Genomic DNA, 14,148 nt, shown 5'->3' with positions numbered 1-14,148 from the left:
CCCCTGCTCCGGAGCCCGCCCTGGCGCCGGCCAGCGCCGCGCTGTCGGTGGCCGGGGCCGCCGGGCGCCCGCTGCCGCTGGCGGTCGACACCCGAATCGTCATCCCCGCACCGAAGGCCGACATGCTGGTCCTGGTGAAGGGCATGTGACAACCGAGGTGAGCGGCAGCCGTGGCAACGCTGCGGACCGGCGCCGAAAGCGGATAGATTCTCTATAGGGCGTCTGGTTGGGCTGGGTATCCCGGCCCACTTGCCGCATGGTGGAGGATAGGCACATATCGAGTGCGTGACGGTCGCGCACTGGAGTCGCGCCGAGCGCGGCACGTCAGATGGAGGCGGGATCAATCGATGGCTAATCCGTTCGTCAAGGCCTGGAAATACCTGATGGCCCTCTTCGATTCGAAGATCGAGGAGCACGCGGATCCGAAGGTCCAGATTCAGCAGGCTATCGAGGAAGCTCAGCGCCAGCATCAGGCCCTCTCGCAGCAGGCCGCGTCGGTCATCGGCAACCAGCGTCAGCTGGAAATGAAATTGAACCGGCAGCTCGACGAGGTCGAGAAGCTCAACGCCAACGCGCGCCAGGCGGTCATGCTGGCCGACCAGGCGACCGCCGCGGGCGACACCGAAAAGGGTATCCAGTACACCAATGCCGCCGAGGCGTTCGCCGCGCAGCTGGTCACCGCCGAGCAGTCGGTCGAGGACCTCAAGGTGTTGCACGACCAGTCACTGCAGGCGGCCACCCAGGCCAAGAAGGCGGTGGAGCAGAACGCGATGCTGTTGCAGCAGAAGGTCGCCGAGCGCACCAAGCTGCTGAGCCAGCTGGAGCAGGCCAAGATGCAGGAGCAGGTCTCCGCGTCGCTGCAGCAGATGGACTCGACCCTGTCGGCGCCGGGCACCACGCCCAGCCTGGACGCGGTGCGCGAGAAGATCGAGCGGCGCTACGCCAACGCGCTCGGTTCCGCGGAGCTCGCGCAGAACACGGTGCAGGGCCGCATGCTGGAGGTGCAGCAGGCCAGCATCCAGATGGCCGGGCACAGCAAGCTCGAGCAGATCCGCGCGTCGATGCGCGGCGATCAGCTGCCCGCCGGTGGCGCGGCCCAGCCCGCCGTCAATCCCGCGCCTGCCCAGGCCAATCCGGCGCAGCCGCAGATGAACAAGGGTCAGGCCGCACAGCAGTAGCGGTTCGGACGCACGGCGAGGATTGTGTCGGTGGCAGCTGGTTCACTGTGGGGCACACGGAATCCCGGTCGGCCGGCCGTCGGCCAGGCCGGGACCGTGCCCGTCCGATCCTCGCCACCAGTGGGAGAAGAACAGGCATGAGTCAGTCCGGAAAAGCGCGACCGGGCCGCAAGCGGGACGCCGCGATCGTCCGGGCCCAGGCCGCGCTGGCACCGCAACCGGGCAGCCTGCCCGAGAGCCTGCGCGAGGTCGGTGAGCACGCGCTGGTCGCGGTCCGCCGCTGGGCCGACCCGCGGGAGCGGGAACTGCGCCGCAGGCGCCGGGCGCGCCGCCGCAGCTTCCAGCTCGGCACCGCCGGTGGGCTCACCACCGCCGGCGCCGTCGGTCTGGCCGTCATCTCCGCGCCCGCCTGGATCGTCGTGGTGATCGGGGGCGGCGCGGTCGCGCTGGTCACCGGCACCGCGCTCAGTGCCCGGCGCTATCTGCGCCTGCGGGGCGCGCCGCTGCCGCAGGCCGCCTTCATTCCGCGTAAGCAGCCCCCGCTGTGGTCGCGCGCGCGTGGTCCGATCAGCCGGCTGGTGCGCGCCGAACGCGCGCTGCACGGCCTCGGCGCGCAGATCGCCCGCGGTAACCGGCTGCCCGACGACGAACTCGGCGACATGCTGGAGACGGCCGGTTCCGGGTCCGCCGCACTGCACGCGCTCGCCGCCGACGTGACCGCCATGGAGCAGGCACTCGGCGCCATGGGCCGCTCGGATTTCCCCGCCGCCGTAGGCCTCACCGACAATCTTCAGTTCGCCCTCGCCCGCCTCGACACGGGTGTCGCCGAGTACGAGCAGGTGGTAGCCGCCGCGGGCCGCATCCTCGCGGTCCCCGAAAGTGCCGTGCTACGCCATAATTTCGACGCCATCGTCGCCGACCTCCGCCACGCCGCCGACCGTCTCGACGGCTGGGCACAAGCCCTCACCGAGGTCGCCGACCAACAGTCCCGCCTCACCCACCCCGGCCAACTCTGAATCATCCCGGCTGCCGCGGGCAGCCGGCTCGGCCGTAGCGTGCGGCACTGCTTCGGGTGCGAAAACGGGGCGCAGGCCAGAAGATTCGGCTCGGCTCGGCCGTGAAACATGGATCGCAGGGTGCAGATCGCGTTCGCGCCAACACGCGGCGAGACTCCGGAACTCAGGAGGCGCCGCGCACCGACCGATGCTGACGTGGCCGATGGGCCTGCGTTCCGAAGCGACCCACGGTCGCGACCTGATCAGTCGACGCGTTACTGGTTGAAGAACGTCTTCAGCACACGGGCCATGAGTTCGGGGGCGACGACGTGTCCCTGCCCGTCGAGCGTGTGTCGTTCGGTCTGGGGGGTGGCAGCGGCTATCGCTTTCGCGGCGCGGTCGAAGAAGTCGGCCGGCAGGCCCGCCATCTGGGGCTCGGTGATCGGACCCTCGGTGGTCACCAGGACCGACTGAGTGATGCGGGCAAGTCGGTTCGTAGGGATCTCGTAGTTATTGAGGACCACGGCGTCCTTGACGAGCGTGTGGGCGAGCGCGACGGACCAGGCCCAGTACGGGTGTTGTTTGCCAGCCGCGATGTCCGCGTCGGGTCCGCCGGTAAGCCTCACGAACAATTCCAGCATCTCCTCGTCCCGCCCGGCTTTGTATGCCTCGTGGGTGTCCGCGAGGTACTGGTCGAACCTCGGCCGCAGGTCGTCCCCGATCGCGTACGGCACATCCCACACCGCGATCTTGTCGATCGCCGAACCTGCCGCTGCTGCCTCCAGCGCGAGGGCGCCGCCAGATGAGGCGCCGTACACGTGAGCTGAGCCGCCGGCCGTCGCAATCAGCGCGTCGAGGTCTTCCACCTCCCGCGCCAAGGCGTACGGCGGTGTATCGCCGCTGGCGCCCCGGCCGCGTCGTGCGTAATTGTAGACCGCGAAATGGTTGGCAAGGAGCCGGGCCAGCGGCGCGTTCTCAGCGCCGTCGTCTAGGGTGCCGCCGACGAGAATCACCGCCGGGCCAGTGCCTTTCCGGTCGTAGGCGATCCTCGTACCGTCGGCGGACGTCACACGAAGTGTCATCTCGTTCACTGCTTCTCTCCATTTCTCGATACGTGGTCGTCACCGTCGGAGCATGTCGACCAAGGACCGCCCGGGGCTCCGTCGCCGTGCCGTGTAGCCGATGACGGTGCCGTCGGCTGAGGTCACGGTTCATACTCCTACTTTAGGAGTGTTCACACCTGTTGTGCAAGTATAATCGGGTGCATGAGCAAGAAGCGGCTGTTCGACGACCCCTGCGGCATCGCGCGAGCGCTGAACGCGGTTGGCGAGCGGTGGGCGTTGCTCGTCGTGCGGGAGCTGGTCTTCGGCCCGAAGCGCTACTCCGACCTGCACCGCGGGCTGCCGCAGATGAGCCAGAACGTCCTCGCGCAGCGGTTGCGCGAGCTCGAAGCCGACGGCCTGGTGCGGCGAAGGCGCCTGGGACCGCCTGCGCCCGCCGCCGTGTATGAACTCACCGAGCGCGGGCAGGAACTGGAGCCCGTGCTCCGCGCGCTCGCCCACTGGGGCAGCCGCGCACCGCTGCCCGAGGACGGCGCGGCGGAACTGAGCGTCGACGCGCTCCTGTTCGCCCTGCGTGCCACCTTCGATCCGGCACTGGCGGGTGAGCTGTCGCTGCGCTGCCAGCTGGACGTCGCGGGCGATCGGTTCCGCATCACCGTTGCGGGCGGGCGCCTCGAGTTGGACCGCGGTGAGCACGCCGAACCCGACGCGTGGCTGACCGTGCCGGAGGCGGCGACATTGCGCGATCTGGTGTTCGCCGGTGCGGCGCTGCACGACGCCGTCGAGCGGGCAGACGCCGAGGTGGCGGGCGATACCGAGCGGCTCGCCGCACTGCTGCGCTGCTTTCCCGCAGCCGTGCGGTATCCGGCGCCACAGGACCCCGGGCCGCCGGATCCCGTGTCGGCGGGCCTCGGGTCACCGAACGCCGAACTCCCGGATCCCGCCGTCAGCGCAGGAAGTCGTCGAGGGTGAGCGGAAGTCCGCGGACCCCGGACACCGGTGGCGAGGTTACGCCGGCCGACAGTTCAGACTCCGCGGGCTCGCGGAACTCATCACCGAGACGACAACGCACCACTTGGATAGCGACCCGCAGCTCAACGCCAAGCGCTGGTCCACGACCGAGCATGATCGACTTGTTGCAGTAGCCCATCTCCATAAGAACCAGCCGAGCAGTTCGGAGACCAAGTCTTAGGCGCATGTCGGGTGCGTGAAGGTGGGGTTCCGGCGTGGTCGTCTGGCTGTGGTGCTGTTTCGAGAGTTCCTCGACGAGGTAACAGCGGTTTCGAGTGGGTGGGGTTGTGGCTCGGCGTGTTTCGCGGGGTCACAGACCTCCCATACGGTTCACAGCAGCTGTAACGCCTGTGAACCGTAGGAAACCTCTGTGACCCCCAACCTATCTGTCGCTTGGTCCAGACCAACCGGTCCGCCTCCCAACCGCCCCCTCTTCCCAAGCCGCTCGAGACGCAACCACAGCCAGATGACCACGCCGGAACCCCGCCCCGCGCACCTGACCTGCACCTACAGCCGGGTACGGCACACGACGTGCTCAGCACTATCCCGGTAACTCCCGCGGCAGGTACACCGAACTAGGCAGGCGCGCATGGGACTTCGAGACAGAACCTAGCCTTCCTCGGGTGCGAAATCTGGCTCCGGCCTCGAACCTCTGGCTCGGCCCCGGCCTCGAACCTCTGGCTCGCTCCCGGCCGCGGAAACCTCTGGCTCGGCCTCGACCGCGGAAACCTCTGGCTCGGCCCCTGCCGCGGAAACCTACAGCGCCGAGCATCGTCGTTCGGCACCGGACCTCGGTCGGCGAGCGCCGTTGCTCGTCAGGGCACGCGGGTGACGGGTAGCTGAGCCGATTCGATCGTCGGATTCGTGGTCGCGTGTGCTGCGCACCGTTGGTGGTCGACCGTCGCATGGCCCTCATCGCCGCGCGGCGGGTATGGACCGAGGCAGCCCCGCCTGCACCGGTCGGATCATCGGATCGGATTACAGCTCGTCCAGGTCGATCAGCCCGTCCTGAAGGGCGCGGACCACCAGGGCCGCTTTGGTGTTGGCGGTGCGGCCGACGGCGGCGTATTTGGCGCGGATCCGCGTGATATGCGTGTTGACGGTGCCGAGGGAGAGGTATAAGCGTTGTGCCACATCGGTTTTGGAGTCACAGAGCACCCAGGTGACGAGCACTTCACGCTCGCGGGCGGACAGGGCGGCGTCGGGCCAGTGGTGTGCGGGAACGGCTGGGGCGGCCGGGAAAAGGGGATGCGGCCGGACGATGGAGAGAGGGAGGGAGTGCGAAGTTGCGGCTATCATTGATACTTCCTTTATGCAATGATTCCGGCTGGTCTCCGCGGGGGTGAACGACTCGGAATCCTGCGCCGGACATCGTCTTCCGACTCTATGCCGCGGCAAACAATCAGGAAATTCCCCACAAATCAGCCCTCAGTTCAGGGGTCTTGATTGCCTCCGCTAACCACGTGCGGGACATCCAGGTCGGAGCGCACCACCCCGGCCGCGCTCACATCGATGCGCAATTCGTCCTTGTCCCGCAACAGAATCGAGACCACATTCGTGCGCCCGGGTGGTAAAACGCGCGCGTTCATTTCGCCCCCGTCCGCGTAGTCGAGCGCGTCCCGCAGCACGGTGCGCACGGTGTCGCGGACCGTGTCGCCGGCCTCGTCGAGGCCTCCGCCATCATCGAGCACCACTCGGACACCGCGCGCTCGCGCACTGCGCGCCGCGGCGGCGACCGCCGGATTCACCATCAGCCCGCCCACGATCTCGTCTCGCAACTGCGCCTCGACCAGCCGGCACTCCTGCTGTTGTTCGGGGGTGAGCGGGCGCCCGCGCGCGATGATCTCCAGCAGCGGACGCGCGGCGCCGTCCAGTCGCGCGATGCGCGCGTCACGCTCGCTTTGCGCGGCCAGTGCGGCCGCCTCCGCCGCGGCTCGTTCGGTTTCCTGCCGGCGCAAGCTCAAGATCGAATGGGCGATGGGCCGGACGACTTTGGCGAAGAAGGTGGCCATGAGCAACGGGGTGATGTTGATGAAGGAGAACCCGGCGCCGAGCAGTGGTCCCTGACCGGTGGCCGTCGTCCAGGCGACGCAGGTGGCGATCTGACAGGCCATCGCCACCCAGGCCCAGCTCGCCGCGCCGCGCACGCACAAAAAGTTGAGATACGCCGAAGCGGCTCCGAGGAACCAGATCTGGGTCGAGTTGACCATCGGTACCGGCAGCTGCCAGAGCGCGAGCGTCGTGCCCACCGGCGCGGCGGCGGCCAGCGGGATCGCGAGATGGCGGGGGAGCGGGTCGCCGGGGGCGAGGAGCATGCCGACACCCGCGCCGAGAATGATCGTGGCCGCCACACCGGTGATCCAGAGGTGCCGGATGCCGTCGCCGGCCGCGAACGCCATCGAGTAGATCGACACCGCGAACAGCCCGCACAGCAGATAGGCGGCGGGCGTGCGCATGCCGAGGATGTCGCGTACGTCCGCGGGATCGCCGTCGCGCCGGATCGTCCTGCCGCGCAAACGATGCGCGAGTCGCCGCAGCGTGGTCATGCGGCCCATCCGACGCTCACCCGGCTGCCGCGCCCCGGTGTGGACTCGATCGCCGACCAGCCGCCGGGCAACTGCGCGATCCGATCGACGATGCTCGCGCGCAGGCCGAGCCGGTCGGGCGGCACCGTGTCCGGATCGAAGCCGATGCCGTCGTCCACCACGTCGACCCGGATGTCGGCGGGCGTCGCGGTCACCGTCACCTCGCACGCGGCTTCGCGCACCGGCGAGCAGGCGTGTTTCTTCCAGTTGCGCAGCGCCTCGCCGGTGGCGGCGGCCAGCGCGGTCGCCACCTCGGGCGGCACGGTGAGTTCGGCGCCGTCGTGCGGGGCGACGCGCAGCGGGATCCGGTCGTCCACCTCGGCGGCGGCCGCCCGGATCCCGGCGACGACGAGGTCGACGTCGAGGTCGTCCTGGGCGGGCAGGCCGGAGCGCAGCCGCGCCAGATTGCGCAGCGTGGATTGCGCGTAGTGGGTCAGGATCGGGGAGTTCGCGGTGCGGGAGGCCTCGAGCAGGGTGGCGATCACGCCGTCGTGGGTGAGCGCGTCGAACCGCCGCCGCTCGAAGCGCCGGGCCGCCGCCGCGGCCGTCGCGGTGGCGGTGGCCAGCGCCGAGTTGCTGGTCTGGTCGAGCATCCGGCCGATCCGCACCAGCACCACGCAGGCGGCGCACGGGAACGCCGAATACGCGAAGGCGAACAGCATTTCGGGTAGCAGCGGATTGTGCACAGCGGGCCCGCGGGCGAGCATCACATCGAATTGCGCGACGACCGCCGCGCCCGCCAGATACCCGAACGGCACCAGCCGCCAGAACAGGCACATGGCGACGGCGGGCAGACCGGGGATCCAGCCCAGCCACAGATACTGCTCGGGCGTGACGATCTCGCCGGTGCGCAGCAGCGGCCAGCTCAGCGCGGCGAGCGCGTAACCGGCCGCGAAAACGAGCACGGCCCGCCGCACGAGCGTCATCCGCCAGCGCGCGGCCGCGACGACGAGCACCACCGTCGGCAGATAGACCGCGATCAAGGCGACGGGTGTCCACCACGGCGCGGCCAGCGAGGTCTGCGCGAGCGCGGTCGGCGCGGTGAGCGCGGCGTAGAACACGCCGCCGAAGCCGACGAACAGGCTCGCACCGCGCACCAGCTCGGCCTCGGCGCCGCGCTGCGCCTCGGCGTCGGCGGGCCGGTGCGCGCCGATCATCGCTCCCGTGGTTCCCTGCCGATGAATCCGTCCCGGGTGGCTTCGCGGTAAAGGTCCACGCGGGTGCGCACCGGGCGTCCCGCCTCGGCGTAGCGGCGGCGGATGCGCGCGAGATAGTCGTTGACCGTGTGCTCGGACAGCTCCAGCTTGCGCGCCACCGAGGCCGCGGTCTCGCCGTTGGCGTAGAGCTCGAGCACCTGCCGCTGACGGGGCGGCAGATCGATATTGGTCAGGGCCGGGTCGCTGTCGATCGCGGAGGCCCACACCGACGTGGCCACATGCCGCCCGGAGGCCGCGGCCCGCACCATGGCCGTGGTCTTCTCGGCCGGGTCGCTCTTCAACGCCACCCCCAGCACGCCGGCTTGGGCGGCCGAGCGGATCAGGTCGCGCCAGTCGCCGGTGGTGTAGACGAGGCAGTCGATGCCGTGTTCGCGCAACAGCTCGACGTTCGCCCGCGGACTGGAGCCGTCCGCGAGCCGCAGATCCAGGATGGCGAGATCCAATCGCGTTGTCTGCGCGAGGAGTTCGGGAACCGTCGGGGCCATGGCGACGACGGTCAGGTCGGGTTGTTCGGACAGGATGGCGGCCAGCCCGACGGCGACGGCCTGATGGTCTTCGACACAGCCGATGCGGCGGACCTGTCCCGGAATCGCGTACGCGCCCGGCAGATCCGTGACGGCCACGCCTGCCATGGCGAGTAGCCGGCGAATCCCCATGCGTCGGATTGAATCATCAAGCAGCCTGGCTGCCAAGGGTATTCGTCATTTTGTACCGGATGGCATCTTCTTTTACCGGTTTCGAACCAGCCGGTTTCCCGTGCCTCAGCGCAGCCGGTCCCGGCGGCGCAACTCCTCGGCGCGGGCCCGCAGTGCGGCCCCTACCAGCTCGCGACCCTCGGCCATCAGATCGAGTACTTCCCAGGACGCCTTACGGGCGGCACCGCCCACGATGCCTGCGATGGCGCCGCCGTGCCTGCGCGCCGCGGCGGCGAGTTCTTGTGCGAGTTCGTTTTCCATCAGGCGGCCGACCATCCCTTCGACTTCCGCTCCCTCGAGCGCTACCGCAAGATCAGAGTACAACCGTACACTGAACCAGGTCACGGCCGGGAGAGCGGAATTCGACGGTCCCGAGCGGCGCTGTTCGCGGACGTTCCCCGCAGTATGCCCGGGCTTCGGCGCGCGGTGCGCGCGGGTCGTCCCGCCGGGCGCGTCCGTCGCGTCGCCGCTGTTCCCCCGGTCGATCGCCGATTCTGCGCGGAGGTGTTTGGGGCCCGCAGACCCGGGTAGTTGCCATCGTGTAGCTGATCGGCCTGACCTCGGACACGAGATCGGGAATCTTCACTACAAGGGCAGGAGCAGACAATGCTTGATATTGCCTACCGAAAGTCCGCGATCGACCAGGACACGCAGCGGCTCGATATCAGTCGATATCTGGCCTGGGGCAACGTCGCAGATCCGGTCCGCCGCACGCGGCGGTCCAGGCGCCTCGCCGACGATCTCGACCAGTCCGAGCACAAGACAAGTGCCTGAATATTTTTCATCGAATGCGGCAGCCGGGTCGTGTTCCGTCGGCCTGCGTCCGCACCGAATGCACGCGGAGGAATCGAAACCATGACCGGAATGCTGGAAGAACTCATCGGAAGTGCCGTCCTCGATCAGGGCGGTGACAAGATCGGCAAGGTCAAGCGGGTCTATGTCGACAACACCTCCGGCTCGCCGACCTGGGTGGCCGTCTCCACCGGCATGTTCAGCGACGACTCACTGGTCCCGCTGGCCGGTGCGGAGCTGCGGCACGACCCGGAGACGTTGCAGGTCCGGGTGGAGAAGTCGGAGGTGAAGAGCGCGCCGCATCTCGATCACGACGGGCTGATCAGCGCCGAGTCCGAACGAGAACTGTTCGCGCACTACCACATCGACCCGAATCGGGCCGGCTGGGACATGGGCGGCAAGCAGCAGATGCGCGGCGGCATGCGCCCCGACGATGCTGCGGGTCTGGTGCGCTCGGAGGAGCGACTGGCCGTCGGCAAGGAGACCGAGGAGGCCGGCACCGCGCGGCTGCACAAGTACGTGGTCACCGAGGAGCAGTCCGTCAACGTGCCGACCATGCACGAGGAGGTCCGGATCGAGCGCGAGCCGATCACCGACCCCTCGGCGGTGGGCCGGGCCGACATCGGTGAGCAGGAACGCGAGGTGACCCTGCACGAGGAGCGGGTGACCGTCAACAAGGAAACCGTCCCGGTCGAACGCGTCCGCCTGGCCGTCGATCAGGTCGAGGACTCGGAGACGGTCTCCGGCACGGTCCGCAAGGAACGGATCGAGGCGGAGGGCATCGACAAGGATCGCCAGCGCAGGCACGACAGGTAACGCCGCATCGGCACGGGTGGAGCCCAAGCTGGCCGGGCTCCACCCGTTGTCCTGTCCGCGTTGATTCCGCGGTAAGAAGCATTGGCTTAGTAAATTCTCGCAGAATCCTCCATTTGACGCGATAGATTGCAAGCTTTAGCTTGGAAGCTATGGCCGATGAGGGTGCATACACCGAGGACGATCTGCGCGTCGCCGAGTCGCTGCGGTGGGCGGTGTCGCGATTGGCCTCGCGGCTGCGGGCCGAACAGCCCGGTAGCGCGCGGCCGCTCCCGCGCCTGGCCGCGTCGGTACTCGCGAACCTCGCGCACGGCGGCCCGCTCACCGCGTCCGAATTGGCGGCCATCGAAGGGCTGCAACCACAGTCGCTCACCCGAGTGCTGAACGAACTCGACGAGCACGGCCGGATTCGCCGCTCGCGCAGCGACACCGACGCGCGACAGCAGCACATCGTGATCACCGACCGAGGCCGGGAAGCCTTGCGAGAGCACGTACGTGACGGCAATGCGTGGCTGGCCGCCGCGCTGCGTCATACGCTCACCGATGCCGAACGTGCGGTGCTCGGTATCGCCGCGGATCTGCTGCGCGAGCTGGCCGCCGCCGAAACCGGCGGCGACAGATTACCGGCCGCCCGGACCGACGGGGCGGCGCCCGCGCTGTGACGCGGCACGCGCGGACAGATGCGTCGGTGTCGACGAGTCTGCTTGCCGGGCAGCGGATTCGGCTCCTGGCGGTGCTGGCCGGGTTGAGCGGTGCGGCACCGTTGGCGACGGATATGTACGTGCCTGGACTGCCCGAGCTGGCGTCGTCGCTGGGTGCCGATGCCGCCGCCGCGCAACTGTCGTTGACCGGCTTCCTGGCGGGAATTATTGCGGGTCAACTGATCCTGGGGCCGCTGAGCGATGCGGTCGGCCGTCGCCCCGTATTGCTCTGCGGCACAATCTGCTTCGTCGTGTTCTCGGCGATCTGCGCGGCGGCGCCGACGATGGCGGTCCTCGATGCCGCCCGGTTCGGGCAGGGCGTGAGCGGTGCGGCGGGCATCGTGCTCGCCCGTGCCGTGGTCGCCGACCTCTTCGCCGATCGCGATCTCGCCGGCGTGTATGCCAGGCTCGGCGCGATCACCGCCGCCGCACCGATTCTCGCGCCGCTGGCCGGAGGGCTACTGCTACTGGTGTTTCCGTGGCGGGCTGTGTTCGTGGTGCTCGCCGCGCTCGGCGCGGTGCTGGCCGTCGGCGTGTGGCGCTGGGTCCCGGAATCGCGGCCACCGCAGGCGCGTTCGGCGGGCGGCATCACCGCGGGGTTGCGTGCCATGACCGAGCTCCTCGCCCGGCGCGACATCCTGGGTCCGGTGCTGGTCATATCCTTCGGCGGAGCAGCGGTTTTCGCCTATATCGCGGGCACCACGTTCGTCTTCCAGGACGTCCACCGGCTCACGCCGGCCGCGGCGAGCCTCGTCTACGGCGGCAACGCCGTGGGCAATATGGCGGGCAGCCTCGGGTACGGCCGGCTCGTGAAACGCTGGTCCGCGGCAACGCTTCTGGTGGCGAGCTCGGCGCTCGCGCTGGCCGGGTCCGCCGCGCTGTTCGCCGTCTCGGTCACCATCGGCAGTTCGCTCGCCGTCACCTGGTTCTGCCTCTTGTTCTCCCTCACCGCGTTCGGTGTCTTCTTTCCCGCCGTGGTCACCCTCGCGCAGCAGCGTGGTCGTGCGGCGCCCGGCGCCACGTCGGCGCTGCTGGGCGGCGGGCAGTTCTTGTTCGGCGCGGCGGCTTCGCCGCTCGTGGGCCTTTTCGGCACGCGTGGCGCGGCTCCGATGGCCGCGGTGATGGCAGTGGCGCTCGCGGCGGCCACGGTCGCCGCGGTGGCGACGCGACCAACGGGTGATCCGGGCTCAGGGTGAACCCTGATTTTCCCCGGATATCGTCGTTGACCTGGTGATTTCTCGGTGTCGAGGTGCCAGCATGGAACATGTCGGATCGTCGGAGGGGCGGTTCACGAGACCTCGGAGGCTGGCAATGCTTTGGAAAATCATCGGTATCGTCGCGGTCGTCTGGATCGCGCTGGCCATCATCGGTGCGCTGATCAAGGGGCTGTTCCCGATCCTGGTGATCAGCGCCATCGTGTTCGGGCTGTACCTGCTCTACAAGGCGGTGGCGGGCTCGGACAAGTCCACCGTGAGCAAGTTGTAGTTTCCGGCCGCGCAGTGGCTTCAGCGCGCGTCGGGCGCTGCGGAGTCACGGTGCGGGCGGGGGTCGGCGGAACCAGGTGTGGCCGGGATGCCACCGGGTAGCGCGAGCGAAGTCGCGCGCCGACCGACCGATGGGCCGTGTGCTCCCCAGATGGGGGGAGCACACGGCCCACTTGCGTACGCTGGCCTGACTCATCCGAAAGAGGGGTTCAGTGGAGCAAGTACCCGAGGATTGGCAGCGCGGGCTGGTGATCGTGGCGCATCCCGACGACATCGAGTACGGCGCGGCCGCCGCCGTGGCCCGGTGGACGGGGCAGGGCAAGGACATTCGCTACGTCCTGGTCACCAGCGGCGAGGCCGGTATCGCCGGAATGCCGCCCGCGCAGTCGGGTCCGTTGCGCGAGGGTGAGGAGATCGCCTCCGCCGCGGTGGTCGGCGTGCATCGGGTCGAGTTCCTCGGCTACCCGGACGGCCGGGTGGAGGAAACCCTGCAGCTGCGCCGCGACCTGGCCGCAGCGATCCGCCGCCATCGACCGGAACTGGTGGTGCTGTTCAACTTCGGTGACACCTGGGCTCCCGGCTTCGCCAACAGCGCCGACCATCGGGCCGTCGGCCGGGCCGCGCTGGACGCCATCGCCGACGCGGGCAACGAGTGGATCTTCCCCGACCTCACCGAGCCGCCGTGGTCGGCGCGTTGGGGCGCGGTGGCCGGCCCGAAAGCCACGCACGCCGTGGACGTCTCGGCCCACGTCGACCAGGCGAAGGCTTCGTTGTCCGAACATCGCCGCTACCTGGAGGTGCTCAGCGCCGAACCGGTCGAGGACCAGGTGCGCGCGATCGTGGAGCGCGCCACCGCCCCGATCGACGGATTTCCCGCCCCACACGCGGTCGGCTTCGAACTGTACTACTTCGCCGCGGGCCACTGACGCACCCGTTCTGACTTCCCGCACCCGCTCTGGCCTGCGAAATCGGGTGCGGGAAAACAGAAGTGGTGCGCGAATAGGGCTAGCCGTGCCGTGCGGCGACCCGGTCGAGCACCGGACGCCAGGACGCCAGCGGTGCGACCGCGAGGCCGACGACCTTTCCGGCGTCGTCCGCGCGGCGCAGCGTGAGGGCGGACTCGAAGTCCGGGTCGGCGCGGAACTCCGCGATCTCCGCGTCGTCCATCGGTCCGCCCTGCGCCACCAGTGTGCGGCGGCTGGACGGTGACAGGCCCGCGGCATGCACCGAATCTGTCGCTGCGAGATAGCGTTTCGCGACGACGTGCAGTTCGACCAGCCGCGCCACCCGCGCGCCGAGCAGCCCGCGGATCGCCGCGGCGCCGTGCCGTCCATGGCCCGCGTCGTCGCCGGGGACGAGCTGGTGGCCGATGTCGTGCACCAGTCCGGCCACCTGGAGTTCCTCGTCGTCCGGGCAGTGCAGGCGCAGCAGTTCCGCACATTGCCGGTCGTGGTCGAGGATGTCGACCGGATCGCCGCTGCGGTCCGGCATGTCCCACACGTCCGCGCCGTTCGCCAGCAGCACCATGAGTTCGTCCACCGTGGACACCTGCACGATCGTTCCCACTTCCACTCGATTGGTCTAGACCATATCGCCGGTCCGGTGCGAGGTCACGT

General features: G+C 69.1%; 16 protein-coding genes. 9 read left to right on the top strand and 7 right to left on the bottom strand.

Annotation, left to right across the window (positions count from 1 at the left end):
• Nucleotides 1-347: 347 nt before the first annotated feature.
• On the top strand, nt 348-1,178 hold the full coding sequence (locus TY25_RS15765; protein ID WP_014986831.1) for a PspA/IM30 family protein: 831 nt from the start codon (nt 348-350) through the stop codon (nt 1,176-1,178).
• Nucleotides 1,179-1,315: 137 nt separating this feature from the next.
• A complete protein-coding gene (gene pspM / locus TY25_RS15760) occupies nt 1,316-2,194 on the top strand; it encodes a phage shock envelope stress response protein PspM (protein ID WP_052382997.1) in 879 nt (292 codons plus the stop codon).
• A gap of 254 nt (nt 2,195-2,448) precedes the next feature.
• Here pspM and TY25_RS15755 read toward each other — a convergent pair whose 3' ends face one another.
• Nucleotides 2,449-3,255: an alpha/beta fold hydrolase gene (locus TY25_RS15755; RefSeq protein WP_042256950.1), complete on the bottom strand. Its 807-nt coding sequence runs from the start codon at nt 3,253-3,255 to the stop codon at nt 2,449-2,451.
• A gap of 183 nt (nt 3,256-3,438) precedes the next feature.
• On the opposite strand from TY25_RS15755, the gene TY25_RS15750 reads away from it, so the two are divergent.
• The gene (locus TY25_RS15750; RefSeq protein ID WP_063602728.1) at nt 3,439-4,206 is read left to right on the top strand and encodes a winged helix-turn-helix transcriptional regulator; all 768 of its coding nucleotides are present in this window, start codon (nt 3,439-3,441) and stop codon (nt 4,204-4,206) included.
• A gap of 1,017 nt (nt 4,207-5,223) precedes the next feature.
• Here TY25_RS15750 and TY25_RS15740 read toward each other — a convergent pair.
• From TY25_RS15740 to TY25_RS15720, 5 genes are all read right to left on the bottom strand, one after another.
• On the bottom strand, nt 5,224-5,544 hold the full coding sequence (locus tag TY25_RS15740) for a response regulator transcription factor (protein ID WP_081594183.1): 321 nt from the start codon (nt 5,542-5,544) through the stop codon (nt 5,224-5,226).
• 134 nt (nt 5,545-5,678) lie between these two features.
• Nucleotides 5,679-6,791, bottom strand: coding sequence for a DUF8320 family protein (locus TY25_RS15735; RefSeq protein ID WP_042256922.1), 1,113 nt, complete (start codon nt 6,789-6,791; stop codon nt 5,679-5,681).
• Nucleotides 6,788-7,987: a sensor histidine kinase gene (locus tag TY25_RS15730; protein WP_042256920.1), complete on the bottom strand. Its 1,200-nt coding sequence runs from the start codon at nt 7,985-7,987 to the stop codon at nt 6,788-6,790. The genes TY25_RS15735 and TY25_RS15730 overlap by 4 nt, the downstream gene beginning before the upstream one ends.
• On the bottom strand, nt 7,984-8,679 hold the full coding sequence (locus TY25_RS15725) for a response regulator transcription factor (RefSeq protein ID WP_042256918.1): 696 nt from the start codon (nt 8,677-8,679) through the stop codon (nt 7,984-7,986). Before TY25_RS15725 ends, TY25_RS15730 begins: the two co-directional genes overlap by 4 nt.
• 129 nt (nt 8,680-8,808) lie before the next feature.
• Complete coding sequence (locus TY25_RS15720) at nt 8,809-9,066, bottom strand: hypothetical protein (RefSeq protein ID WP_146153912.1); 258 nt, start codon at nt 9,064-9,066, stop codon at nt 8,809-8,811.
• Between the two features lie 282 nt (nt 9,067-9,348).
• On the opposite strand from TY25_RS15720, the gene TY25_RS42680 reads away from it, so the two are divergent.
• From TY25_RS42680 to TY25_RS15695, 6 genes are all read left to right on the top strand, one after another.
• On the top strand, nt 9,349-9,516 hold the full coding sequence (locus TY25_RS42680) for a hypothetical protein (RefSeq protein WP_156055100.1): 168 nt from the start codon (nt 9,349-9,351) through the stop codon (nt 9,514-9,516).
• 81 nt (nt 9,517-9,597) lie between these two features.
• Nucleotides 9,598-10,350: a PRC and DUF2382 domain-containing protein gene (locus tag TY25_RS15715; protein WP_042256916.1), complete on the top strand. Its 753-nt coding sequence runs from the start codon at nt 9,598-9,600 to the stop codon at nt 10,348-10,350.
• Nucleotides 10,351-10,499: 149 nt separating this feature from the next.
• Complete coding sequence (locus TY25_RS15710) at nt 10,500-11,009, top strand: MarR family winged helix-turn-helix transcriptional regulator (protein WP_042256915.1); 510 nt, start codon at nt 10,500-10,502, stop codon at nt 11,007-11,009.
• Nucleotides 11,010-11,035: 26 nt separating this feature from the next.
• Nucleotides 11,036-12,244 (top strand): Bcr/CflA family efflux MFS transporter, encoded by a 1,209-nt coding sequence (locus TY25_RS15705; RefSeq protein ID WP_201773673.1) that lies wholly within the window; start codon nt 11,036-11,038, stop codon nt 12,242-12,244.
• Between the two features lie 115 nt (nt 12,245-12,359).
• Nucleotides 12,360-12,533 carry a hypothetical protein gene (locus TY25_RS43405; RefSeq protein WP_014986821.1) on the top strand — a complete coding sequence of 58 codons (174 nt, stop codon included), beginning with the start codon at nt 12,360-12,362 and terminating at the stop codon, nt 12,531-12,533.
• 211 nt (nt 12,534-12,744) lie between these two features.
• Nucleotides 12,745-13,458 carry a PIG-L deacetylase family protein gene (locus TY25_RS15695; protein ID WP_042256912.1) on the top strand — a complete coding sequence of 238 codons (714 nt, stop codon included), beginning with the start codon at nt 12,745-12,747 and terminating at the stop codon, nt 13,456-13,458.
• Between the two features lie 79 nt (nt 13,459-13,537).
• Here the strand turns inward: TY25_RS15695 and TY25_RS15690 are convergent, their stop codons facing one another.
• Entirely contained in the window at nt 13,538-14,104 is a 567-nt protein-coding gene (locus TY25_RS15690; RefSeq protein ID WP_226887236.1) for an HD domain-containing protein, read from the bottom strand.
• Nucleotides 14,105-14,148 lie beyond the last annotated feature (44 nt).

This window comes from Nocardia brasiliensis NBRC 14402 (assembly GCF_000308475.2).
Taxonomy (GTDB): domain Bacteria; phylum Actinomycetota; class Actinomycetes; order Mycobacteriales; family Mycobacteriaceae; genus Nocardia; species Nocardia brasiliensis.
The sequence above is the reverse complement of the archived record's forward strand: the minus strand, read 5'-3'. Positions and strand labels throughout refer to the sequence as shown.